A 22,730-nucleotide genomic window follows, 5' to 3' on the forward strand; every position below is an offset into this window, starting at 1 on the left:
TCAGTCCTCCTCGTGTCGGGACTCGGCGGCACCGCGCGGCACCACGGCGACCGGGCACTCCGCTCGCCAGAGCACCTCCTGCACGACGGATCCCAGCAGGCTTCCCGCCAAGACCCCCCTGTGGTGCGTGCCCATGACCAGCATCGAGCTGCGCGCCCCGTAGCGCAGCAGGGCGGCCGACTGGCTGTCGCGGACCAGCTCGCTCTGCAGCTCCAGCCGCGGATACCGCTCCGTGACCCAGCTCATCGCGGCGTCCAGGGTTCCGCGATGTTCGGCCATCGCCGCGTCGGGCGTGAGCGCGAGCGCGGTCGTGCCGGCGAACGACGGGGTGGGCATGAGCCACGCGTGCACGAGACGGATCGCGGACCGGGTGGCGTCGGCCTCGGCGGCCGCGAACGCGAGCGCGGCGCTGGACGAGTCGTCGTCGGAGATGCCGATGGTGACGGGCTCCCCCAGGTCCACCCATGCCGCGGGCACCATGACGACCGGAACCCGGGCCGTCGTGCTCAGGCGCAGCGGCATCGCGCCCGCCATCGCCGCACGGATCGGATGGCCCGGATTGATGCCGATGACCAGAAGATCCGTGTCGGCTGCGAAGTCCGCCAGCGACTCCGGCGTCCCGCCTTCCAGCCGGTGCAGCTCCACACCGACGCCGGGTGCGCGTTCGCGGAGGAACTCCTCGGCGTGGGCGAGCTGGTCCAGCGCCGAGGCCCGGTCCTTCGCGGATCGCCCCACGACATTCACGAGACCGACGCTCGCGACCTCGCGACCGGCGCGCGCCGCCACCCAGGACAGTGCGGAGACGGATGCCGGACTCCCGTCGTAGCCGAGAACGATGCGTTCCATGAGGCGCTCCCCCCGTGTCGCGCGGCGGATCCGCCGCTGACGACCAGCCAACCCACCGTGGGAGCACCCGCCTGGGCCGAAGGTCCCCCGGCCGTTTGGCCGCCGGGGTCCCCTCGTCCCCACGGGACCTTCGGCCCGAGCTCGTCGGCCCTGACCGGCTCGGATGGAGGCCATAGGAAAGGACGGCCATGACTCTCTCCTCCCAGCGATTCAACGGACGCACGGTGATTGTCACCGGAGCGGGCGCCGGCATCGGCCGGGCGACCGCCGAAAGGCTCGCCGCGGAAGGCTGCCGCGTCATCGCGGTCGACGTCTCCGCCGACCGCTTGACGGCACTCGCAGACGAGGTCGGCGGCGAAGTCGTCACCGTCTCCGCCGACATCGCCGACGCCGCCGGCATCGAGGCCATCATGGCGGCGGCGGGGGAACGCATCGACGGCCTCGCGAACGTGGCCGGCATCATGGACGGCTTCGAGCCGACAGCCGAGATCGCGGATGCCACCTGGGAGCGCGTCCTGGGGGTGAACCTCACCGGGATGATGAGACTCACCCGCGCCGTGCTCCCGGGGATGATCGACCGGGGCGCGGGGAGCATCGTCAACGTCGGATCCGAAGCAGGGCAGCGAGGGTCGGCCGCCGGCACGCCGTACACGACGTCGAAGCACGCCGTGAACGGCTTCACCGTCAGCACGGCGTTCTTCTACACACCCAAGGGCGTGCGGTGCAATGCGGTGGCGCCCGGCCCCGTGGCCACGAGCATCGAGGCGCCGTTCCGCTCGGAGTGGGCGCAGACCCGGCTCGGACCGTTCTTCCAGACCAACCTGCCGCCGGTCGCGCAGCCATCGCAGCTCGCGGCCGCGATCACCTGGCTGCTCAGCGACGATGCGTCGAACGTGTCGGGGGCCGTCATCCCGGTGGATGGCGGATGGGCGGCGATCTGAGATGTCGGGCGCGCACACCGGACCCGCTCGCATCCTCGCCGGCGCGGTCCACCCGGCCCTCATCGCGACCGCGGTGGAGGACGTGCCCGACGCCGGATGCTGGGATCTGCTCGCCGGTGCGCATGTCGGCCGGCTGGCCGTGATCGGCGCCGACGGACGACCCGACATCTTCCCGATGGACTACCTCGTCTCCGACCGTCACCTTTTCCTCCGCACCGCCCCCGGCCTGAAGCTCCGGCACCTCGCACGCAACCCCTTCGTCGCCTTCGAGGCCGAGGGTGACGCGGACGGCTTCCGCTGGAGCGTCGTGGTCCGTGGCGCCGCCCGCCGGCTGGATCGTGACGACGAGATCGAGGCATCCGGCGTGCTGGACCTCCGGTCGACCAGCCCCACCGGTAAGTACGACTACCTGGAGATCACGCCGGACGCCGTGACCGGCCGGCGGTTCCGTCCGCAGCGCTGAGCGACCCGGACGACGGGGCTGCGCGTGACTTCTTTCCGCGCGTAGCCGGGGGACGTTCGGCCCGACGCTCGACGCGGTTCCGCGGGAAGCTGGCTGCGGATCGGAGGTGGCGGGGTGACCGAGCGCATGGTCCGAGACGACACGAGGCGCAGTCCGCACCCTTGGCGCGCCGCCCCGGGAGCCGCGTGGGCGGTTCGCACCGCGTGGGTCGCGGTGGTCCTCCTCAGCGCCGTGCCGGCCATCCTCGGTCACCAGCTCTGGGGCGCCGTCCCGTCGTGGATCATCGTCGCGCAGGCCGCGGTCGTGGGGCTGCTGCTGCTGTGCACGCTCGGGATAGCCCGCATCCGCCCGCTCTGGCGCTTCGGCGTCGCCTCCGGCGCTCTTCTGCTTCTCACGTGGGCGTGGGGAAACGTGTCCTTCGCGCTGCCGGCCCTCCAGTCCCTGTTCGGCGGCACGCCCTTCGACGCCCGGATGCAGGCCGAGCAGACCGGCCGCCTTGCCGTCGCGCTGTCGATGATCGGGGTGATGCTGCTGCTGGGACTGCGGCCGGGGCAGTTCTTCCTGGCGCTGGGGCAGCTCACCGCGCCGATCCGGCCGGTGAGAGTGCTCGGCTTCCCGAAGGCGGATCCGTGGCCGCGCTTCGGCCTCATCTGGGGATTCGGCATCGCGGGCGCGCTCGGAGTCGGGCAGTACCTGCTGCTGCGCCCCGACCCGTCCGCGATCGCCGCGCTCTGGCCGATGGTGCCGTCGATCCTCTTCTACGCCGCGCTCAACGCCTTCAGCGAGGAGATGACCTACCGCGCTCCGCTGCTCGCGACGCTGGAACCGGCGGTGGGAGGCCGGCACGCCCTGTGGCAGACCGCCTTCCTCTTCGGGGTCGCGCATTACTTCGGCGTCCCCGGCGGCCTTGTCGGCGCAGTCCTCTCGGTCTTCATGGGGTGGATCCTCGGCAAGGCGATGCTCGAGACCCGCGGCCTCTTCTGGGCGTGGTTCATCCACTTCCTGAGCGACATCGTGATCTTCGCGTTCCTCGCGCTCGCGCTGGTGTCGTGACGGATGCCGCGACGCTGCGGCGTCAGGGTGCCACCGGGTCCGGCACCGCGTGGCCGGAACGGTCCTCGACCGGTGCGCCCGCGCGCTGCGCCAGCCGCAGCCACGTGTCGACGACGGAATCCGGATTCAGCGAGATCGACTGGATGCCGGCGTCCACGAGCCAGTCCGCCAGCTCCGGGTGGTCGGACGGGCCCTGGCCGCAGATCCCCACGTACTTCCCGCGGCGGTTGCAGGCCTCGATCGCGAGACGGAGCACCTCGAGCACCGCCGGGTCCCGCTCGTCGAACCCGGCGGCGACGAGGTCGGAGTCACGGTCGATCCCGAGCACGAGCTGCGTCATGTCGTTCGACCCGATCGAGAAGCCGTCGAAGTGATCCAGGAAGCGATCGGCCGTGAGCGCGTTGGACGGGATCTCGCACATCATCATGACCTCGAGACCGTTGCGCCCGCGCTGGAGGCCGTGCTTCGCCAGCTCCGCCGACACCTCCGCCGCCTCCGCGAGGGTGCGTACGAACGGCACCATGATCTTCAGGTTCCGAAGGCCCATCTCATCGCGGACGAACCGCAGAGCCTCGCACTCCATGGCGAAGCACTCCTGGAAGCTGGGCGTGATGTACCGCGAGGCGCCGCGCCACCCGAGCATCGGGTTCTCCTCGCGCGGCTCGTACTGCTCGCCGCCGAGGAGGTGCGCATACTCGTTGGACTTGAAGTCGCTGGTGCGCACGATCACCGGTTCGGGCGCGAAGGCGGCCGCGATCGTCGCCACGCCCTCGGCCACGCGCTGGACGAAGAAGTCGCGCGGTGACGCGTAGGCCTCCACCCGGCGTGCGACCTCGGAGCGCAGCGGCTCGGCGAGCGCCTCGGCCTCGAGGAGGGCGCGAGGGTGGATGCCGATCTGGGTGCCGACGATGAACTCCAGGCGTGCCAGGCCCACGCCCTGGTGCGGCAGCGCCGCGAGGGCGAACGCCTGATCGGGGGTGCCGACGTTCATCATCACGCGGACCGGCGGCTGCGGCATCCGCTCGACCGGAATGCTCTGCTCCGCGAAGTCGAGTCGCCCCGCGTACACGAAGCCGTCGTCGCCCTCGGCGCAGGACACGGTGACGTCGGCACCGTCGGCCAGGGCTGTCGTCGCCGTGCGCGTACCCACGACGGCGGGGATGCCGAGTTCGCGCGCGATGATGGCGGCGTGGCAGGTTCGCCCGCCGCGGTCGGTGACGATCGCGGCAGCGCGCTTCATGACGGGTTCCCAATCCGGGTCGGTCATCTCGGCGACGAGGATGTCGCCGGGTCGGACCTTCGCCATCTCCGCCGGGGACGTCACCACGCGCACCGGGCCCGCGCCGACCCGCTGCCCGATCGCCCGCCCCTCCACGAGCACCCGGCCGTGCTCACGGAGCACGAACCGCGTGAGGACGGGCCCGTGCGCCCGCGACACGACGGTCTCGGGCCGAGCCTGCAGGATGTAGAGGCGCCCGTCGACGCCGTCGCGTGCCCACTCGATGTCCATGGCGCGGCCGTAGTGCTCCTCGATGGTCACCGCGTATCGGGCCAGTTCGTGCACCTCGGCATCCGAGATGCTGAATCGACGCCGGTCTTCGTGCGCGACGCTCGTCATCGTCGTGCTGGAACCCACGTCGTGGCCCGCCGCAAACCGCAGCGCGACCGCTTTGTCGCCCAGCTGGCGGCGCAGGATGGCGGGGCGCCCCTCCTGCAATGCGGGCTTGTACACCGTGAACTCATCGGGATTGACCTCGCCCTGCACGACGGCCTCCCCGAGCCCGTACGCGCTCGTGATCAGGACCGCACGGTCGAAGCCGGACTCGGTGTCGATCGTGAACATGACCCCCGACGCGCCGACGTCAGACCGCACCATGCGCTGCACCGCCGCGGACAGCGCCACGTCGCGGTGCGCGAATCCCTGATGCACCCGATACGCGATGGCGCGATCGTTGTAGAGGGAGGCGAAGACACTCCGCACCGCGTGGAGCACATGGTCGATGCCCGCGATGTTCAGATACGTCTCCTGCTGCCCCGCGAAAGAGGCATCGGGCAGATCTTCGGCCGTGGCCGAGGAACGCACCGCCCAGGTGGTGCCGTCGGGTGCGGCATCCGCCCCCATCGCCTCCGCGTAGGCCGCGCGGATGTCGCGCTCGAGGTCGGCGGGAAGCGGCTGAGCCTCGATCCAGCCGCGGATCGCGGCGCCCACGCGACGCAGCTCCACGACGTCAGACACATCGAGCCGCGCCAGTTCCGCCTCGATGCGCTCGGCGAGGCCGCCGCCGGCGAGGAACGCGCGGTACGCATCGGCGGTGGTGGCGAAGCCGCCGGGCACGCGGACACCCGCCGTGCTCAGCGTCGCGATCATCTCGCCCAGCGAGGCGTTCTTGCCGCCGACCTGCGGCAGGTCGGCCATGGTGATCCTGCTCAGCGTGAAGATGTTCGTCATGAGACGACGATGCCCGCGAGGCACGGCCCCGGGCGGGCCGAAGGTCCTTCCCGCCCGCTTTCCTCTTGCCGATCCGGCGCCGCGTCGACGGGACCAATGGCCCTGTGCGCCCCGCGGCGATCGGTGCACTCTGAAGTCTCGGATCCAGGGCGGGGCACGCGACGGGCGGGCGACCCTTCCTACATCTCGAGGGGAAACGAGCATGACGACGGAGATCCACGTCACCGACCGGCCTGAAGTACCAACGGCCGGCGTGCGCAGGACGGTCCCGATGAGCGGGCTGACGGAGTTCTTCTCGGAGGCGTTCGCGCAGACCATACGCGCCCTGGCAGGGCAAGGGCTCCATCCGGCGGGACCGCCGTACGGCAAGTACTACGGGATGCCGGGCGCCACGGCAGACGTGGAGGCCGGCTTGCCCGTCGACGGGTCGGTCGCGGAGTCCGGCGAGGTCCGCCCGGGATCCCTGCCGGGAGGACGTGTCGTCGAGGCCGTGCACGTCGGACCGTACGACACCATGGTCGAGACCTACGCCGCCGTCCAGCAGTTCTTCGCCGCGGAAGGATGGCAGCCGGCAGGGGTCATGTGGGAGACCTATCTGAGCGATCCCGACGAAGAACCGGACCCGTCCGCCTGGCGCACTCTGATCTCGTGGCCGCTCGCGGGCGCGCACGAAGACGGCGAACGAGGTTGAATCGGGAGGTGACCCGGCAGGATTCGAGGGTCAGTACATCAGGTCGTCGTAGACGCTGTCGCCCGGTTCGATCCTGGGCGGATTGAACTCCCACTCCTCCATCTGCTCGGAACTCCGCTCGATCGTCTCGAAGCGGACGCCGATGTACGGGGTGATCATGACGGAGATCGCGGAGCGTCCAACGGTCTGGAAGTCCACGAAGCCGGCACCCTGCTGGACGGCGTCGATGATGCGCCTCTGCAAGTCCGCGACGTCCTGCTCGGGATCGAGGATGAACATCTGACCGTCCACCCGAGCTCTCACAACTTCCATGACGCCCCCATCGGTTCGCACGCCTCCCAGAGTACGCCTTCTCGCTAGATAAGCTAGTGATCTCATGAACGCTCAGCGATCGCCCAGCGTCTTGGCGTGACAGGCTGGAACGCATGGAGACCGACATCCAGCGCTTGAGCGCAGCGGTTCGAGAGCGCGGCCTGACCGTCGCCGTGGCCGAGTCCCTCACCTCGGGGCTCCTGGCCAGCGAGGTCGGAAAGGGCGAAAGCGCCGGCGACTGGTTCTCGGGCGGCGTCGTGGCGTATCGGATGCCCGTCAAGACGGGCCTCCTGGGTGTACCTGAGGGGCTCGACCCCTGCTCCTCGCGCTGTGCGACCGCACTGGCAGAAGGAGTGCGCGCGCTCCTCGACGTCGATATCGCCGTCGCGACCACCGGCGTCGGGGGACCGGAGGACGAGGACGGCCACCCGGCGGGAACCGTCTATCTGGGATGGGCCAGCGCAGCGGGGTCCGGCGCGGAGCATCTGCAGCTGGACGGCGGGCCCGAGCGGGTGCTGGATGAGACGGTGAACCGGGCGCTGCGCCTCCTGCTCACGGTCGCGGAAGGCAAGGCCGGCGACCGGGAGCAGGCCGCCTCCAACAGCTCTCCGTAGCCGTTGGTGGCCGGGCCTGCAACCCCCAGCGCTGTGAGAGCGCCCGGGGGTAGAAAAGTCCCGTGAAGAAGGTGATCTACGCAGGAAGCGAGTTCTTGACCGGGGATGACATCACCTTTGCGCTGCTGAGCTGCAGCCAGGCTCTCGCCGAGGCGGGCGAGGCGGAGACGGTGTCCTTGCCCGTCGTCGAGCCGGACGGAGCGATCAGCGCGGTGACGGTGCTGATCGGCCCAGCGAGCCAGATCGTGGCGAAGGATGCATCGCCCGACCTCGAGGAGCTCGTCGATGAGACGGCCGTGGAGCGGCTGAATGCCATCCAGCGCAGACACCATCCCGTCGCCGTCATCGACGGCGACGTCCCGAAGACAGTCGAATGGGACGGCGAGCTCGACTGAGCCGCCCTGCGCAAGGAGGACCATGACCGACGGCACGTCGCCCGTTGTGACCCGCTCCAACCGCGGCCAATGGGAGAACCACCTGGAGGGGCATCCGGAGCTCTCCGGAAGCTTCGCCAGCAAGGAGGAGGCGGTGGACGCCGGCCGCACCGTCGCAGACGACCTGGGCGTTCACCATGTGGTGGAGGATGCCGGACCGACCGGCGCCATCACCGACGAGCAGGAGTGAGGACGGAACATGTCAGAGAGCGACCCCACCGGCGCGACCCCCAGCCAGGCCGAGGGCGAAGACCAGGCCCGGCAGCCCGACACACGCACCCAACCGGCGGACGGCCATCCCTCGCAGGCAGAGGGAGAGGATCCCGACCGGCCCGCATCGGCGGAGTCGGCAGACACGCTTCGCGACGAGCAGCAGCCATAGCGTCGGTCGCCACGGCTCCTGCGCGGACTGAGCGCGGCGACTGCGGCCCGTCAGCGGAAGTCCCTCGCCCGATGCTGCACCCCCACACGGAGGTCATCGAATCCGTCGGCGACGAGATTGGTCACGCCCTCCGGCGAGCGCTCCAGGATGCCGCGGGCGATGAGCGCCGGTGAGTCCCGGACGATCCGCCGATACCTGTTCCACACACCGACCGAGCACACGATGTTGACGAGCCCGTGCTCGTCCTCGAGGTTGACGAACGTGACACCGGATGCCGTCGCCGGCCGCTGCCGGTGCGTAACCAGCCCCGCGACCTCCACCCGCCTGCCGGTCTCGTGCCTGCGCAGTTCGCGCGAGGTGAGCACCCCGCGGGCATCGAGTGCCGAGCGATAGTGCGTCATCGGGTGGTCGTCGGTGGAGATCCCGGTCGCCCACAGATCGGCTGCGAGGCGCTCGTAGCTCGTGGGGTCCGCGAACAGCGGCGGCTGCACGGCGATCAGCGAGCCCGGCAGATACTCCGGGCGGTCCTGGGCCGCTGACCCGGCGAGCCAGATCGCCTCCCGCCGGCTGAGACCCAGGCACTCGAACGCACCCGCAGTGGCGAGCGCCTCTACCTGGGCGGCGGTGATGCTGGTGCGCCGCACGACATCGCGCAGGTCGCGGAAGCGTCCTCCGGCCGCACGGGCGTCGACGATGCGCTGGGCCACCTTGGCGCCGATGCCTTTCACGCCGGCGAGACCGAGCCGCACCGCGAACCCCGAGTCACGGCGATGCGCCGCCGACTCGTCGGGGCTATGGAGATCGAAGATCCCGACGGGCGGCTGACGGCGTTCGAGGCACGAGTCCAGGCCGGTCGGTCCTCCGGCGGGAAGAGGCGACGGCGGAACTCCCGCCGGCTCGAGCACCGCCTCCGCGTCCGACAGGTGCAGGTCGGGCCGACGCACGTCGACCCCGTGGCGACGTGCGTCGGCGACGAGCGTCGCCGGCGAGTAGAAGCCCATCGGCTGCGCGCGCAGCAGCCCCGCAAGGAACGCCCCCGGGTAGTGCAGCTTGATCCACGAACTGGCGTAGACGAGCAGCGCGAACGACAGGGAGTGTGACTCGGCGAACCCGAAGTTCGCGAACGCCTGGATCTTGGCGTAGATCGCGTCGGCGTCCTCCCCCACCAGACCGTTCTGCGCCATGCCGGAATAGAGCTTGTCGCGCAGCGACTCGATGCGCTCGACCCCGCGCTTGGAACCCATGGCCCGGCGCAGCAGATCGGCATCCTCTCCGCTGAGACCGCCGATGACCATCCCCATCTGCATGAGCTGCTCCTGGAAGACCGGGATGCCCTTGGTGCGCTCCAGCACCGGCTTCAGCTTCTCGTGAGGGTACGTGACCGGCTCCTGACCGAGTTTGCGGCGCACGAACGGGTGCACCGCGCCGCCCTGGATGGGTCCGGGACGGATGAGGGCGATCTCGATGGCGAGGTCGTAGAACTCCCGAGGCTGCAGTCGTGGCAGCAGTCCCATCTGGGCTCGTGACTCGACCTGGAACACGCCGACCGCATCCGCGCGGCACAGCATGTCGTAGACGGCCTTCTCCTCCCTGGGGATCGTCGACAGCTCCCACACCTCCCCCGTGGAGGCGCGGATCATGTCGAAGCAGTACTGGATGGCAGCGAGCATGCCGAGCCCCAGCAGGTCGAACTTCACCAGCCCCATCCAGGCCGCGTCATCCTTGTCCCACTGGATCACGGTGCGGTTCTCCATGCGCGCATGCTCGATCGGCACGACCTCGCCGACAGGGCGGTCGGTGAGCACCATGCCGCCGGAGTGGATCCCCAGGTGCCGCGGCGCCTTCAGCAGCTCGCCGGCGAACTCGATCACCCGATCGGGGATGTCGTGCCCGGGGCCGGTCTCGAGGTGCGCCCCCCACCCCTCGACCTGCTTCGACCACGCATCCTGCTGACCCGGCGAATGACCCAGCGCCTTCGCCATGTCACGGACGGCGTTCTTCGGCCGGTACTGGATGACGTTCGCGACCTGGGCCGCGCGATCGCGGCCGTACTCCTGGTAGACCCACTGGATGATCTCCTCGCGACGGTCCGAGTCGAAGTCGACGTCGATGTCGGGCTCCTCGTCGCGCAGCGACGACAGGAAGCGCTCGAACGGCAGCCGGTAGTAGATGGCGTCGATCGCTGTGATGTCCAGCAGATAGCAGACGGCACTGTTGGCGGCGGACCCTCGTCCCTGACACAGGATGCCTCGACGCCGCGCCTCCTGGACGATGCCGTGGACGATGAGGAAGTAGCCGGGGAAGTCCTTCATCTCGATCACGCCGAGCTCGCGCTCGATGCGGTCCCGGTCCTCCGGACGGAGGTCGGGGTACTTCCGCGGCACCGCCTGCCACACGAGCGAGCGCAGCCACGACATCGGCGTGTGCCCCTCGGGCACCTCCTGCTTCGGCAGCGCGGGCTTCGCCCGCCGCAGCGGGAAGGCGAGCTCGTCGGCGAGCGTGACGGTGCGGGCGACGGCGTCCGGGAACCGGACGAAGCGCTCCGCCATCTCGGCACCCGACCGCAGGTGGGCGCCGGCGTGCGCCGGCAGCCAGCCGTCCAGCTCGTCCAGACCGCGGTTCGCGCGCACCGCCGCGACGGCGGCGGCCAGCAGCTGCCGCTGCGGCACCGCATAGTGCACGTTGTTCGTGGCGAGCAGCGGGAGTCCCCGCTCGCGGGCGAGCCCGGCCAGCACGTCGTTGTGGCGGGTGTCGAGCGGATTGCCGTGGTCGATGAGCTCGACGTGCACGGCGTCGCGCCCGAACAGCGCCACCAGCCGGTCGAGCTCCCGCGCCGCCGCGTCGGCCCCGGCCGTGCCGGGAGCCGACGTGAGCGCCTGGCGGACCGCGCCCTTGCGGCACCCGGTGAGCACGGCCCACTCCCCCGCCGCCTGTGCCGCCAGCTCGTCGAGGTCGTACACCGGTCGCCCCTTCTCACCGCCCCGCAGCTGCGCGTGCGTGATCGCCCCCGCGAGCCGGTGATAGCCCTCTTCGCCGCGGGCGAGCACCAGCAGGTGGCCGCCCGCCGGGTCTGCTTCGCCGTTCTGGGGCTTCGGGAGCTCGAGCGACAGCTCCGCCCCGAAGACGGTCTTCAGATCGAGCGCCTCGGCGGCCTCGGCGAAGTGGACGATGCCGTAGAAGCCGTCGTGATCGGTGATCGCGAGGGCGTGAAGCCCCAGCCGTTCGGCCTCCTCGGCGAGCTCTTCGGGCGATGAGGCCCCGTCGAGGAACGAGAACGAGGAGTGGGCGTGCAGCTCGGCGTACGGGATGACCTCGGCCGGTCGCTCGATCCTGGGCGGCACATAGGGACCGCGCTTGTGCGACCAGGCAGGGCTGTCGCCGCCGTCAGCGCCCGCGGGCCGCGCGTCCGGTCGGCGCCGGCCGCTCAGCACACGCTCGATCTCCGACCAGGACACGCCGGGGTTGTTGAAGCCCATCAGCCGCCCCCCGACAGGCTCAGGGACCGGAGGTCAGTCATAGGTCGCCTCCGCGGTCCAGGCGTCACCGTCGCACACCAGCAGCCAGGCGCCTCCGTCGGCGTCGACGACCTGGAACCGGTACGCGCGGCGCGAGCGGGCGGCATCCCATCCCCGCTCCACCACCGGCCACGGACCCGCCCACGCCTCGATCGGGCGCCGCCGCCCGCTCTCGATGAAGAACGCGGGCACAGCCGCGACGTTTCCTCGCTCGTCGACGTCGACGAGCTCGCCACCCAGCGCGCGCACGTCGACCGGCACCGGATCGGCGAACACCGTGGACGGCAGCGGCTCGGGAAGGCTGCCGGGCCACGGGCGCGCACGCTGCGCCGCGAGCCCTCCTCCTCTCGCCTTCCGGTCGCGCTCGTCGCGGTCGCCCCACGGGACGAGCACCTGCCGCTCCGCGAGCCACCTCCCGCCGCCGATCGCGGGGGTCACCACGCCACGGTGCCCGAGCATCGCCTGCACCCGCGAGAGCGCATGGTGCACCCTCTCTTCCGGACCGCCGCCGAACAGCGCCGGGGCGTGGTGGGATGCCGCATCCACCGCCTCCGGCGAGATCCGCACCCGCGTCACCCCGCTGCGCAGCCCGCCCCCGGCCGCATCGCCGGCACCGACGTCCTCCGCGAGCTGCCAGCGCACGCGGTCGACCACCGCCGCCGCGTCGAACGAGCCGGGATGCAGCCATACCCGCTCGCTGCGCTCTCCGCGATCGCCGACGAGCTCGACGCGCAGCTCGGTGCACACCAGGTCGACCGCGCCGAGCCCCGTCACGAAGTCGTCGGCGGTGACGCGCATCGCGAACGCGACCTGGTCGGCGATCTCGAGCGGCGGCTCGAACGCGATCTCGCGCTGGAGCTCGGGAGGCGGCGTGCGCGGCTGCACGGGCCGCGAGTCACGCCCGGCGGCGAGGGCGTGCAGCCGCACGCCCCGTTCCCCGAATCGCTCGCGCACCCGGTCGACCTCCATCGCGGCGAACCCGCCGAGGCTCTGCACGCCGAGCCGCGCGAGCAGCCCCACCAGGTCGGTCGCGTCCTTCGCCTCCTCCGCCGACGCGCCGAGCATCGCCGACGCGTCGAGCACGGCGACCGGCAGCGGCGCCAGAAAACCCGCCGCGCCGCCGGCGGGCACGACGAAGACCGGATCCGCGGCGCGCGTGCCGCCCCGGGCGGCCTGCTCGGCGGTGAACGGTCCGTCGGCGACCCCGGCTCGCACATCGTCGAGCCCCGCCTCGCGCAGCACGCCGATCAGCACACGCGCAGCCTCCACCTCGCCGCCGTAGTACCGCGCCGGACCACGGACGCGCAGCGCGCACAGGCCCGGTCTCACCAGCTGCACCCCCGGCGCGCGCTCCTCGATCAGCGACACGATCGGGGCGAACGCCCGGTGGTCGCGCGCGGCATCCGCGTTCACCAGCGTCAGCCCCGGGCACCGTGCCTGCGCGTCACGCCGCCGCATCCCCCGGCGCACTCCCTCCGCGCGCGCGGCAGCGGAGCACGCGACGATGAGATTGCGCTCCACCACGGCGACCGGGTGCCGCGCACCCCGTCGCCCCGTCGACCCGGCATTCGCCGAGCCCGGACGCTCCCCCGCCGCCGTCATCACCGCGTCGGAGGCGGGATCGGAGGAACCCACCCGCCCCGCGCCCTCGGCGCCCGCACCCACGGCGCCGGCGCTCGCCTCCCGCTCGAGCGCAGTGACGGGCCAGTCGGGGAACCACAGCACCAGGCTCCGGACGGGCGTTCCCGGTGTCATCTCACCCCACCGCCCTCGTCTCGAACGCGTACGACTCCGTCGCCGCCGCCGCGTGCAGCCTCTCGACCGGCCGCATGCGCTCGGGTGCGGCGGACACCTGCCCCGAGGCATCCGGAAGCATCACCCTCGCGCGGCGCGACCGGGGCCAGCGCCGGCTGGACGAGGTCAACGTCACCGCTCGGCCGGAGAGGTATCCGTGTCCACGGCCCACGCCCTCCCACGTCGGCGTCCCCACCTCGATCACCGCTTCGGCCTGCGGCCACGGCCCCTGCACGAGCAGCACCGCACCGCGATCACGCAGTCTCGCGGCCAGGCGCGACACCTCGCCGTCGGCCGCCCGACCGGACGGGCGCACTGCGACCACCGGCAGCACCTCGGCGACGGTCGCGGTGACGGCGAGCCATCGCGCACCCGGGTCGGGGATGAGGACGAGTCGCGACAGATCGACCCCCAGCCCCTCGGCCGCCTCGGCGCCCAGGCGGGGCATGCCGATCACCCCGCACCATGATCCCGCCTGCGACGGCTGCGCGAGCAGTGCCAGCAGCACCGACGTGGAGCGCGGCAGGCAATAGGCCGACCCGGGGCGCAGACCCCCACCGGGAAGCAGCGGAGCGAGAGCCGGGTGAACCGGCAGCACCGGCGCGTCGAGGCGCCGCCCCTGCACCCGCTCGAGCTGGGCGCGCAGACGTGCGACGGTGCCCGTCGATCCACCAGTCGATGCGAGACCGGCGGGCTCGGCCACGGTCTGCTCCTGCTCGACGGGCTCGTGCACGTACTGTGCGGTGAGCTGCACGATCGCCCCCATTCCTCCAGGCTAGAACACATGTTCTATATTCTCAATTGTCAGGGCTTGAGCGTACCGCGCAGTTCCGACACTTTTGTTCGATGTTCCGCCCACCCCGGTCTCCGTGTAGCCTCTGCGCCATGAGCGAGCCGCGGATCCCCAAACAGGCCTATGAACAGGAGCTGCGCCGGCTGCAGGCCCAGCTCGTCGACATGCAGGCCTGGGTCCAGGCGAGCGGGGCCCGGATCGTGGTGATCTTCGAAGGGCGCGACGCCGCCGGAAAGGGATCGACCATCAAGCGTGTGTCGGAGTACCTCAATCCGCGCGTCACCCGCATCGTGGCGCTCCCCATGCCCACCGAGCGGGAGCGCACCCAGTGGTACTTCCAGCGCTATGTCCCGCACCTGCCCGCCGCCGGCGAGATCGTGCTCATGGACCGGTCCTGGTACAACCGGGCAGGCGTCGAGCATGTGATGGGCTACTGCACCAATGCCGAGTACCACCGCTTCCTCCACCAGGCGCCGATCTTCGAGCGGATGCTCGTCGAGGACGGCATCCTGCTGCTGAAGTACTGGTTCAGCGTCTCGCCCGACGAGCAGGAGGCGCGCTTCCGGTCACGCGCGGACGACCCGATGCGACGCTGGAAGCTCAGCCCCAACGACGTGCTGTCGATCACGAAGTGGGAGGACTACTCCCGCGCCAAGGACAGCATGTTCGTGCATACGGACATCCCCGAGTCGCCCTGGTACGAGGTGCCCTCGGTCGACAAGCGCCGCAGCCGCATCAACATGATCGCCCACCTGCTCTCGCAGATCCCCTACGACGTCGTCGACCGTGAGGAGATCGTCATCCCCCCGCGTCCGCCGTCGCGCGGCTACGAACGACCCCCGCGGAACCTGGAGAACTACGTGCCCGACGTCGCCTCGAGACTCCTCGGCGGACCACGCAGCTGACGCCGCGCGGGATGCGACCGGGGCGCTCAGGCCGCGAGGGCCAGATACGGCTCCCAGCGAGGGTCGGTGCGCTCGGTGCCCCGCACCGTCCACTGCGCGCCGCGAGGCGGCCGCGGCGTGAAGCGCAGCTCCCAGTGCATCTCCTGCGGGGTGCGGTCGCCCTTGACGTTGTTGCACCGGAGGCAGCACGCCACGAGGTTCTCCCACGAGTCGGCGCCGCCCCGCGACCGGGGCAGCACGTGGTCGATCGTCGACGCGGCCTTGCCGCAGTACCCGCAGCGGTGGTTGTCACGGCGCAGCACGCCGCGGCGCGTGACCGGCACGTGTCGGCCGCCCGGCACGCGGACGTAGCGGGTCAGGATGATCACGGCGGGGCGTTCGTACGAGCGTCTGGTTCCCCACACCGGATCCGCCTCGGTGTGTTCCACCACGGTGGCCTTCTCGTTCATCACGAGCACGAGCGCCCGCTTGAACGACACGACCGCGAGCGGCTCGTAGCCCGCGTTCAGCACCAGAGTGCGCATTGATCATCCTCTCGAATGGCCGGGACGGCTTCTCGGTATTCGACTGCGCGACGATCAAGGGCGCAGGGGCATGAAAAAAGGCGCTGTCTTACAGACAGCGCCCTGGACGCACGGCAAGGCCGCGGCATCCGCTCGTGCAATGCCGAAGGACGAGGCGTCCAAGCGCATCCATGGTGCGGATGCGTGGTGTGCAGCCCATCGGCTCCCTCCGCTCTCTCAGCGTCGGGTCTCAGGGTAACGCACGGGGCGGATACCGGGGCCGCAGCCACGGCGGCCGATCCGATGGCGTGTCGGACGACGGATGCCTCCACCCGGCGGGGTGGAGGCATCCGTGTCGCTGTGATGCAGGAGTCGTGTCGAGGTCAGCCGGCGTTGGACTGGAGCCACGCCCACGGGTCGACGACGCCGCCGTTGATGTGCACCTCGAAGTGGAGGTGGCACGCGGTAGAGCTTCCGGTGCTGCCGACGAAGCCGATGAGCTGGCCGGCCGAAACCGTCTGCCCGACCGAGACCTGCCGGCTGCCGTAGGTCATGTGGCCGTAGAGCGTGTTGACGCGCTGGCCGCCGATGACGTGGTCGATCGAGACGCCCACGCCGTAGCCGCCGTAGCTCTCCTGCGAGACCTTGACCACGCCGGCAGCTGCGGCATAGAGCGGCGTCCCGCACGAGGCGAGGAGGTCGACGCCCTGGTGGTAGCCGGAGTCCCACAGGCCGCGGCCCTTGGTGAAGTTGAGGATCGGCCAGCGCACCTCGCCGCTCCCCGGCGACGTCATCGCGATGTCGATCGGGGCGGAGCTGCGGGAAGCGGCGGCGGCCGCAGCGGCCGCAGCGGCAGCGGCGGCCCGCGCGCGCTCGGCGGCGGCCTCTTCCGCCTTCTTCTTCTCGATCTCTTCCGCGGTCGTGGCGGCGTAGCTCTCGCGCGTGAGCTCGGAGGCGTTCGCGTCCGAGGCGGCGACGAACGTCTGGGCGTCGTCGACGGCCATCTGCTGGACCGTCACCGACCCCTCGTCCGTCTTCGCGGCGCCGGCCGCGAAGGCGGGAAGGGCGACCGTGGCGACGAGGCCGCCGACCATGCTGAGGATCGCGAGGCTGCGCAGCGGCTTCGCGACGCGGCTCGCGCGCTTCTGCGGCGGCGCAGTGCGAGCGACGGCGCCCGTGGCGGTCGTTGTCGCGGGCGCGACCGATCGGGGTCGCGCAGCGGGGGTCCGGCGATCTCGCGCGCGCCGATTCAGGCGCGCCGCCTCGTTCTCGGGTCCGTTCGCGGGCGACTCGGTATGTGCAGCCAAACTTGTCCTCCGGCGCCTCCGCGCCGAGGGGCGCCTGGCTCGTCAGCACTCGATGTCGGGGCACGATGTGCGGGCTTCACCACGTGTGGACGACGAGCCGGAGAGGCAATCCACGCGGGGTCCGGTCGGCGGGCTTCTCGCCTGGTGGACTGTTCGAGGCTACCCGAAGGTCACGATTCTGTCACGCTGTGGGACTGGCAATTCACTGGGCGGTCCGTCGACGGATGCCCCGGCCACCTGATCCGGGCACCGTCGAGCCCGGCCAGGGCCTCAGCGCGACTCGTCGACGAGGAAGATGTGGGACGCGACCTCGACGGGAAGCTCGAGCCCTTCATCGCTGCCCTGCATCTGCACGAGCACGTAGCCCTCGTTGTAGCGGTAGTCGCCGACGGCGCCAGGCACGACACCGGCTCCCTTCAGCTGCTGCAGCAGCTCGGGGTCGACCTGGGCGGGCTCGGCGAGACGGCGGACCGTGCCCGTGATGGGCTCTCCCGCGTCGTTCAGCCGGCGCACGAGGCCGACGACGCCCTGTTCGAAGCCGCCCGTCGGCACATCGCCGAGCTGGTCGAGTCCGGGGATCGGGTTTCCGTACGGCGACTCGGTGGGGTGCCCGAGCAGTTCGACGAGGCGGCGCTCGACCTGCTCGCTCATCACATGCTCCCAGCGGCATGCCTCTTCGTGCACGTAGGCCCAGTCGAGTCCGATCACGTCTGAGAGCAGGCGCTCGGCGAGCCGGTGCTTGCGCATGACGTCGACGGCCTTCTGCCGGCCGGCGTCGGTGAGCTCGAGGGTGCGGTCGTTCGAGACGACGACCAGGCCGTCGCGCTCCATGCGGCCGATCGTCTGCGACACCGTGGGACCCGAGTGACCGAGACGCTCCGAGATGCGCGCGCGCAGCGGCACGATGTTCTCCTCCTCGAGCTCGAGGATGGTGCGCAGGTACATCTCGGTGGTGTCGATCAGGTCGGTCATCGCGGTGTCCTCAGGGTTCTCAAGGGGCTGAGGACAGCCTATCCTCCCCCTCCGACGGCGCGGCGGGGGAGGCATCCGCCCCACTATCGCTGGACAGCCTCCGGCATGCAGGCGGTGAGCGACGGCTCGCGTGATCAGGTCCTGCACCTCCGGCCACCTCTCGATGACCTGCCCACCGGGCGCGTCATGCCCCGTCACGCGGCGGATGCGCTCCACGCCCGTCTCTAGAATCGACGCATGTCCCACGTGCTGCTTCCCCGCGAGATCCTGCCCGCCGACGGACGCTTCGGGTGCGGCCCGTCCAAGGTGATCCCCGCACACCTCGAGGCCCTGACCGGCCGTGGGGCCGCCCTGATCGGCACGTCGCACCGGCAGGCGCCCGTGAAGGATCTGGTGGGGCACGTCCGCGCGGGCCTGCGCGAGCTGTTCCGCCTTCCCACGGGTTACGAGGTCATCCTCGGCAACGGCGGATCGACCGCATTCTGGGATGCCGCCGCCTTCGGTCTCATCGACAAGCGCAGCCAGAACCTCGTGTTCGGCGAGTTCGGGGGGAAGTTCGCCAAAGCGGCGAACGCGCCGTGGCTCGAGGCGCCGGACGTGCGCGAGGTCGCCGCCGGTACGAGCACGGCCGCCGAGCCCGTCGAAGGCGTGGACGTGTACGCCTGGCCCCACAACGAGACCTCGACCGGCGTGTCCGCGCCGGTCACGCGGGTCCAGGCCGACGCAGGCGCGCTCACGGTGATCGACGCCACCAGCGCCGCCGGCGGCATCGACTTCTCGGTGCACGAGGCCGACGTCTACTACTTCGCGCCGCAGAAGAACCTCGGCTCCGACGGCGGCCTCTGGTTCGCCCTCGTCTCGCCGGCCGCGATCGAGCGCATCGAACGGATCGCCGCGTCGGGGCGCTACATCCCCGAGTTCCTCAGCCTCAAGCAGGCGCTGGACAACTCCCGCCTGAACCAGACGCTGAACACCCCGGCGCTGACGACGCTGTTCCTCCTCAACGAGCAGGTGACGTGGATCAACGGCAACGGCGGTCTGCAGTGGGCCGATGCCCGAACCCGCGAGTCGTCGCAGACGCTGTACGACTGGGCTGAGGCATCCGCCTACGCGACGCCGTTCGTCGCCGACCCTGCCGACCGGTCGCCCGTCGTGGTGACCATCGACTTCGACGAGTCGGTGGATGCCGCGGCCGTCGCGAAGAGCCTGCGCGCCAACGGCATCGTCGACACCGAGCCCTACCGCAAGCTCGGACGCAACCAGCTGCGCGTGGCGACCTTCGTGTCGATCGAGCCGGAGGACGTGCGGCAGCTGGCGCGCTGCATCCAGTACACGGTCGACGGGCTCAGCTGACCGCTGCCCGCGGCTTCCGAGACGGCTCAGCGCTCGACGCCGCGGTCCCCGTCGTCGTCGAACTCGTCATCGTCGAACTCCGGGTCATCGTCGGCGTCGTCGTCGTACTCGGAGTCGTCGTACTCGGGATCGTCGTCGGAGTCCTCCCCATAGGAGTCGTCCGCGTCGGAGTCGTCGTCGTCCGGCACATCGGCGAGCTCGTCGATGTCGACGCCGTCGACGTCGCCGGCGTGGAGGATCGGCGAGCCGTCGTCGTCGAAGTCGGCCGCATCGAGATCGTCGACATCCTCGAGCTCGTCCTCGTCGGCGGTCTCGCCATCGGCGGCCGCCTCTGCCTGTGCGGCGGCCTGTGCGGCGTGGTAGTCGGCCAGACGCACAGCCCACGGCACCCACTCCGGCGCGAGGAGCGCCCCCTCGCCGGGCAGCAGCTCGACCTCGAGCACCGTCGGCTCGGCGTCCTCGACGCGCGCAAGGCTCACGGTCCAGAACCAGCCGGGGTAGCCGGCGAGCCGATTCGTGAACCGCAGCGACACGACGCCGTCCGCCTCGACACGATACTCAGCGGGCTCGCCGATCGTGGACGCCGGCGTGACCTCGCGCAGCGCCGCGAGCGCGAGGTCCTTCGCCTCCAGCAGGCGCGGGTCCGGGTCGGCCTGAGCGGCCGGCCCCTCCTGCTGCTCGACGGCGTCGGTCTCCACGGCGCCGACGGCCTCGGTCTCGACGTCGTCGCCGGCCTCGGTCTCCAGGGCGCCGGCATCCAGCGCCTCCGGTGCGGACGCGGCGTCCGTCTCCGACCCCTCGGCGGAGTCGGTCGACGTCTCGGCGACCGGGTCCAGGAGGAAGTCGGCGTCGGGGTCGATGGGATCAGGCGTCGAGCTCATCGGCCACCTTGCGCAGCACGGCGGCCACCTTCTTGGCGTGCGAGCCGCTCGGGTAGCGGCCACGGCGCAGGTCTCCGCCGATGCCGTCGAGCAGCTTCACGAGATCTTCGACGATGATCGCCATGTCGTCGGCGGGCTTGCGGGCGCGCTTGGCGAGGCTGACGGGCGCCTCGAGCACCCGGACCGAGAGGGCCTGCGGGCCGCGCTTGCCGTCGGCGATGCCGAACTCCAGACGCGCGCCGGTCTTCGGAGCGGGGGCGCCGGCGGGCAGGGCGGTGGCGTGCAGGAAGACGTCCTGACCGTCGTCGGAGGAGATGAAGCCGAAGCCCTTCTCCTCGTCGTAGAACCTGACCTTGCCGGTGGGCATGGAAACCTCGCTGGATCGGGCGCCGCGATCGAGCGGCGGCATGACGAAACCGGGGCCGTGCAGAACCCCGCCTCCCAGCCTAACGGCACCTTCCTCGGCCGTCCCCGCACCCCGGTGCGCGGTGCCCGCCGTGCGCGAGCTCAGCGAGTAGGCTGGAGCGGATGAGCACGAATCCCTCCGGCGACGTTCCCGTGCGCCGCATCGACCGCATCCTGGCCTTCATGTCGCTGGGCCTGCTCGTGCTCTCGATCGTCTGCTTCTTCGCGATCATGATCGCGTCCGCCGCGGGCGCCGACTTCGGCACCGGCATCTGGCCGATAGTGGGCGTGCTGGTGTACATCGCGCCCATCGCCGCGTTCGGGCTGCTGCTGGCCGTGCTGATCATGAGTTTCGTGCGGAGGTCTCGGGCCAACCGAGGGGGCTGACCGTCTTGGTCTCCGACGCCCGCGCACTCGCGACACGGCTCGCTGAGCTGAGCGACGCCGCGCTCGCCGAGACCCTCGCGGCGCGCGGCATCGCCCCCCACGTCGGCTGGCACGACTTCTTCGATGCCGCCGACGCCCTCCTCGAGCCGGCCTCGGTCGACAGGGCGCTGAGCCGGCTCGACCGACGGACGCTCGTCGCGCTCCGGGCGGGCGGTGACGAGTCGGCCGGCGACGCCGATCGCCTGGCGCTCGTCGAGGCGGGCGGCGCGCCGTACGCGGTCGTCGCCGACCGCCTGGCCGTCGCCGCCGCGGCCTCACCTGGGGCCTTCCGCGCGGAGCCCGCCGGGGCCGAGCCCTCGGCGGCCGACGCCCGCTCGTCCGCCGCCGCTGCCGAGCGCGCTTTCACCACCGCCGGTTCCCTCGCCGACGTGCTGCTGGCGTGCCTGCATGCGCCGCTGGCCCGCACGGGAGCCGGCCCGGTGAGCGCGGCGGACCGCCGACGGCTCATGGAAGCGGGAGCCATCGCGTCCTCGGACGACCTCGAGGACCTTCTGGCCTCCGCCGCCGCGGCGGGCCTCGCGACCCCGCGCGAGCGCGAGTGGATCGTGACCGAATCCGGCGAACGGTGGCTCGAGGCACCCACCCCGCAGCGCTGGGCCGCGATCGCCGAAGGACTGCGGTCGAGCCTCCCGTCGGGGTTGCGCACGCCGTCCGGCGGCTTCGCACCGCCCGCCGCCTGGCCGTCCGCGTATCCCCTCGATCCGGAGTGGCCCGCGCGCGCCGAAGATCTGCGTCGCATCAGCACACGCTGGGGGCTGTTCGACGCCGACGGCTCCGAGTTCGCGTGGTCGACGGCGCTACGCGTCGGCGACCCGGCCGACGCCGCGGCGATGGCCTCGCATCTACCCGCCGAGATCGATCGGGTCTATCTCCAGGCGGACCTGACCGCGATCGCGCCCGGTCCCCTCGCCCCCGCGCTCGACCTGCGGCTGCGCTCCATCGCCGTGCGTGAGTCGCGCGCTCAGGCGTCGACCTACCGGTTCACCGCCGCGTCCCTCACGACGGGCATGACCGAAGGCGAGACCGCCGACTCGATGCGCGCGTTCCTGGCGTCGCTCTCGCTCACCGGTATCCCACAGCCGCTGGAGTACCTCATCGAGAGCACCGCCGCGCGACACGGCATGGTGCGCGTGCGCACCGACGGCCGCGCCGGCCGCACCCGCGTCGAGAGCCCCGACGCGAGCCTGCTCGACGCGATCGCCATCGACCAGGCGCTGCGCCCGCTCGGACTCGTGCCGGACGGCGACGCACTCACCACGCGGGTGACTCGCGACGCCGTGTACTGGACGCTGGCCGATGCGCGGTACCCGGTGATCGCCGTGGATGCGTCCGGGCGCCCGGAGTCGATCCACCGCCGCGCGTCGGCGACGCCGTCCGAGCCCTCCGCCGGGACTTCCGACGCGTACGCGCGCCTGATCGCCGCTCTCCGCGGCGGGCACGGCACCGACGGCGAGGCCGGCTGGCTGGAGCGCGAGCTCGAGCAGGCCGTACGCACGCGGGCCGAGATCATCGTGGTGGTGCGGATGCCGGACGGCTCCGAGCGGTCGTTCACGCTGGAGGCCGCCGGGCTCGGCGGCGGCCGTCTGCGGGGCCGCGACCGCGCGGCCGACATCGAACGCACCCTGCCGGTGTCGAGCATCGTCAGCGTCGCCGCGGCCTGACGGCGCGGC

Annotated in this window: 22 protein-coding genes; 11 read left to right on the forward strand and 11 right to left on the reverse strand. The window is 71.4% G+C overall.

Features of this window, described 5'->3' with window-relative positions:
- Entirely contained in the window at positions 1-846 is an 846-nt protein-coding gene (locus tag IR212_RS10950) for a universal stress protein (RefSeq protein ID WP_194395953.1), read from the reverse strand.
- Positions 847-1,034: 188 nt separating this feature from the next.
- Between IR212_RS10950 and IR212_RS10955 the strand changes: the two genes are divergently transcribed.
- The 3 genes from IR212_RS10955 to IR212_RS10965 all read left to right on the forward strand — a co-directional run bounded on the left by IR212_RS10955 (position 1,035) and on the right by IR212_RS10965 (position 3,303).
- Positions 1,035-1,787, forward strand: a complete 753-nt coding sequence (locus IR212_RS10955) for an SDR family NAD(P)-dependent oxidoreductase (protein ID WP_194395954.1) — start codon at positions 1,035-1,037, stop codon at positions 1,785-1,787.
- 1 nt (position 1,788) lies between these two features.
- Positions 1,789-2,250 (forward strand): pyridoxamine 5'-phosphate oxidase family protein, encoded by a 462-nt coding sequence (locus IR212_RS10960; RefSeq protein WP_194395955.1) that lies wholly within the window; start codon positions 1,789-1,791, stop codon positions 2,248-2,250.
- Positions 2,251-2,364: 114 nt separating this feature from the next.
- Entirely contained in the window at positions 2,365-3,303 is a 939-nt protein-coding gene (locus IR212_RS10965; RefSeq protein ID WP_194395956.1) for a CPBP family intramembrane glutamic endopeptidase, read from the forward strand.
- A 22-nt stretch (positions 3,304-3,325) separates the two neighbouring features.
- Here IR212_RS10965 and ppsA read toward each other — a convergent pair whose 3' ends face one another.
- Complete coding sequence (gene ppsA, locus IR212_RS10970; protein WP_194395957.1) at positions 3,326-5,752, reverse strand: phosphoenolpyruvate synthase; 2,427 nt, start codon at positions 5,750-5,752, stop codon at positions 3,326-3,328.
- A gap of 202 nt (positions 5,753-5,954) precedes the next feature.
- Between ppsA and IR212_RS10975 the strand changes: the two genes are divergently transcribed.
- Complete coding sequence (locus IR212_RS10975; protein WP_194395958.1) at positions 5,955-6,443, forward strand: GyrI-like domain-containing protein; 489 nt, start codon at positions 5,955-5,957, stop codon at positions 6,441-6,443.
- A 30-nt stretch (positions 6,444-6,473) separates the two neighbouring features.
- Here IR212_RS10975 and IR212_RS10980 read toward each other — a convergent pair whose 3' ends face one another.
- A complete protein-coding gene (locus IR212_RS10980; protein WP_194395959.1) occupies positions 6,474-6,776 on the reverse strand; it encodes a hypothetical protein in 303 nt (100 codons plus the stop codon).
- A 92-nt stretch (positions 6,777-6,868) separates the two neighbouring features.
- Here IR212_RS10980 and IR212_RS10985 point away from each other — a divergent pair, with 92 nt between their 5' ends.
- From IR212_RS10985 to IR212_RS10995, 3 genes are all read left to right on the forward strand, one after another.
- Positions 6,869-7,369, forward strand: coding sequence for a CinA family protein (locus IR212_RS10985; RefSeq protein ID WP_194395960.1), 501 nt, complete (start codon positions 6,869-6,871; stop codon positions 7,367-7,369).
- Between the two features lie 62 nt (positions 7,370-7,431).
- Positions 7,432-7,764, forward strand: coding sequence for a hypothetical protein (locus tag IR212_RS10990; RefSeq protein ID WP_194395961.1), 333 nt, complete (start codon positions 7,432-7,434; stop codon positions 7,762-7,764).
- A gap of 22 nt (positions 7,765-7,786) precedes the next feature.
- Positions 7,787-7,993, forward strand: coding sequence for a DUF2188 domain-containing protein (locus tag IR212_RS10995; protein WP_194395962.1), 207 nt, complete (start codon positions 7,787-7,789; stop codon positions 7,991-7,993).
- Between the two features lie 242 nt (positions 7,994-8,235).
- Here IR212_RS10995 and IR212_RS11000 read toward each other — a convergent pair whose 3' ends face one another.
- The 3 genes from IR212_RS11000 to IR212_RS11010 are packed head-to-tail and all read right to left on the reverse strand — an operon-like array spanning position 8,236 to position 14,260.
- Positions 8,236-11,661 (reverse strand): error-prone DNA polymerase, encoded by a 3,426-nt coding sequence (locus IR212_RS11000; RefSeq protein WP_194395963.1) that lies wholly within the window; start codon positions 11,659-11,661, stop codon positions 8,236-8,238.
- 33 nt (positions 11,662-11,694) lie between these two features.
- Positions 11,695-13,455 carry a DNA polymerase Y family protein gene (locus IR212_RS11005; protein ID WP_228479279.1) on the reverse strand — a complete coding sequence of 587 codons (1,761 nt, stop codon included), beginning with the start codon at positions 13,453-13,455 and terminating at the stop codon, positions 11,695-11,697.
- Between the two features lies 1 nt (position 13,456).
- Complete coding sequence (locus IR212_RS11010) at positions 13,457-14,260, reverse strand: hypothetical protein (protein WP_228479280.1); 804 nt, start codon at positions 14,258-14,260, stop codon at positions 13,457-13,459.
- A gap of 119 nt (positions 14,261-14,379) precedes the next feature.
- Here IR212_RS11010 and ppk2 point away from each other — a divergent pair, with 119 nt between their 5' ends.
- A complete protein-coding gene (gene ppk2, locus IR212_RS11015) occupies positions 14,380-15,192 on the forward strand; it encodes a polyphosphate kinase 2 (RefSeq protein WP_194395964.1) in 813 nt (270 codons plus the stop codon).
- A gap of 26 nt (positions 15,193-15,218) precedes the next feature.
- On the opposite strand, the gene IR212_RS11020 is transcribed toward ppk2, so the two are convergent.
- The 3 genes from IR212_RS11020 to IR212_RS11030 form a co-directional block, all read right to left on the reverse strand.
- Positions 15,219-15,716 carry an HNH endonuclease gene (locus IR212_RS11020; RefSeq protein WP_194395965.1) on the reverse strand — a complete coding sequence of 166 codons (498 nt, stop codon included), beginning with the start codon at positions 15,714-15,716 and terminating at the stop codon, positions 15,219-15,221.
- 362 nt (positions 15,717-16,078) lie between these two features.
- Positions 16,079-16,789: a M23 family metallopeptidase gene (locus IR212_RS11025; protein ID WP_228479281.1), complete on the reverse strand. Its 711-nt coding sequence runs from the start codon at positions 16,787-16,789 to the stop codon at positions 16,079-16,081.
- A 483-nt stretch (positions 16,790-17,272) separates the two neighbouring features.
- On the reverse strand, positions 17,273-17,974 hold the full coding sequence (locus IR212_RS11030) for an iron-dependent transcriptional repressor DtxR (protein ID WP_194395967.1): 702 nt from the start codon (positions 17,972-17,974) through the stop codon (positions 17,273-17,275).
- A 237-nt stretch (positions 17,975-18,211) separates the two neighbouring features.
- On the opposite strand from IR212_RS11030, the gene serC reads away from it, so the two are divergent.
- Positions 18,212-19,327, forward strand: a complete 1,116-nt coding sequence (gene serC, locus IR212_RS11035) for a phosphoserine transaminase (RefSeq protein WP_194395968.1) — start codon at positions 18,212-18,214, stop codon at positions 19,325-19,327.
- A 26-nt stretch (positions 19,328-19,353) separates the two neighbouring features.
- Here the strand turns inward: serC and IR212_RS11040 are convergent, their stop codons facing one another.
- On the reverse strand, positions 19,354-20,208 hold the full coding sequence (locus tag IR212_RS11040; protein WP_194395969.1) for a DUF3027 domain-containing protein: 855 nt from the start codon (positions 20,206-20,208) through the stop codon (positions 19,354-19,356).
- Complete coding sequence (locus IR212_RS11045) at positions 20,192-20,575, reverse strand: cold-shock protein (RefSeq protein WP_194395970.1); 384 nt, start codon at positions 20,573-20,575, stop codon at positions 20,192-20,194. The genes IR212_RS11040 and IR212_RS11045 overlap by 17 nt, the downstream gene beginning before the upstream one ends.
- A 161-nt stretch (positions 20,576-20,736) precedes the next feature.
- Between IR212_RS11045 and IR212_RS11050 the strand changes: the two genes are divergently transcribed.
- Both IR212_RS11050 and IR212_RS11055 read left to right on the forward strand, forming a co-directional pair.
- The gene (locus IR212_RS11050; RefSeq protein WP_194395971.1) at positions 20,737-21,000 is read left to right on the forward strand and encodes a multidrug ABC transporter ATPase; all 264 of its coding nucleotides are present in this window, start codon (positions 20,737-20,739) and stop codon (positions 20,998-21,000) included.
- Between the two features lie 5 nt (positions 21,001-21,005).
- On the forward strand, positions 21,006-22,721 hold the full coding sequence (locus tag IR212_RS11055; RefSeq protein ID WP_194395972.1) for a helicase-associated domain-containing protein: 1,716 nt from the start codon (positions 21,006-21,008) through the stop codon (positions 22,719-22,721).
- Positions 22,722-22,730: the final 9 nt, after the last annotated feature.

It is taken from the genome of Microbacterium atlanticum (assembly GCF_015277815.1).
GTDB lineage: Bacteria > Actinomycetota > Actinomycetes > Actinomycetales > Microbacteriaceae > Microbacterium > Microbacterium atlanticum.

Bases quoted from the DNA above. Each gene is read 5' to 3' on its own strand.
- IR212_RS10950 (WP_194395953.1), bottom strand. From the start codon at position 846: ATGGAACGCATCGTTCTCGGCTACGACGGGAGTCCGGCATCCGTCTCC.
- IR212_RS10955 (WP_194395954.1), top strand. From the start codon at position 1,035: ATGACTCTCTCCTCCCAGCGATTCAACGGACGCACGGTGATTGTCACC.
- IR212_RS10960 (WP_194395955.1), top strand. From the start codon at position 1,789: ATGTCGGGCGCGCACACCGGACCCGCTCGCATCCTCGCCGGCGCGGTC.
- ppsA (WP_194395957.1), bottom strand. From the start codon at position 5,752: ATGACGAACATCTTCACGCTGAGCAGGATCACCATGGCCGACCTGCCG.
- IR212_RS10975 (WP_194395958.1), top strand. From the start codon at position 5,955: ATGACGACGGAGATCCACGTCACCGACCGGCCTGAAGTACCAACGGCC.
- IR212_RS10985 (WP_194395960.1), top strand. From the start codon at position 6,869: ATGGAGACCGACATCCAGCGCTTGAGCGCAGCGGTTCGAGAGCGCGGC.
- IR212_RS10995 (WP_194395962.1), top strand. From the start codon at position 7,787: ATGACCGACGGCACGTCGCCCGTTGTGACCCGCTCCAACCGCGGCCAA.
- IR212_RS11000 (WP_194395963.1), bottom strand. From the start codon at position 11,661: ATGGGCTTCAACAACCCCGGCGTGTCCTGGTCGGAGATCGAGCGTGTG.
- IR212_RS11005 (WP_228479279.1), bottom strand. From the start codon at position 13,455: ATGACACCGGGAACGCCCGTCCGGAGCCTGGTGCTGTGGTTCCCCGAC.
- IR212_RS11010 (WP_228479280.1), bottom strand. From the start codon at position 14,260: ATGGGGGCGATCGTGCAGCTCACCGCACAGTACGTGCACGAGCCCGTC.
- ppk2 (WP_194395964.1), top strand. From the start codon at position 14,380: ATGAGCGAGCCGCGGATCCCCAAACAGGCCTATGAACAGGAGCTGCGC.
- IR212_RS11020 (WP_194395965.1), bottom strand. From the start codon at position 15,716: ATGCGCACTCTGGTGCTGAACGCGGGCTACGAGCCGCTCGCGGTCGTG.
- IR212_RS11025 (WP_228479281.1), bottom strand. From the start codon at position 16,789: ATGGTCGGCGGCCTCGTCGCCACGGTCGCCCTTCCCGCCTTCGCGGCC.
- IR212_RS11030 (WP_194395967.1), bottom strand. From the start codon at position 17,974: ATGACCGACCTGATCGACACCACCGAGATGTACCTGCGCACCATCCTC.
- serC (WP_194395968.1), top strand. From the start codon at position 18,212: ATGTCCCACGTGCTGCTTCCCCGCGAGATCCTGCCCGCCGACGGACGC.
- IR212_RS11040 (WP_194395969.1), bottom strand. From the start codon at position 20,208: ATGAGCTCGACGCCTGATCCCATCGACCCCGACGCCGACTTCCTCCTG.
- IR212_RS11045 (WP_194395970.1), bottom strand. From the start codon at position 20,575: ATGCCCACCGGCAAGGTCAGGTTCTACGACGAGGAGAAGGGCTTCGGC.
- IR212_RS11050 (WP_194395971.1), top strand. From the start codon at position 20,737: ATGAGCACGAATCCCTCCGGCGACGTTCCCGTGCGCCGCATCGACCGC.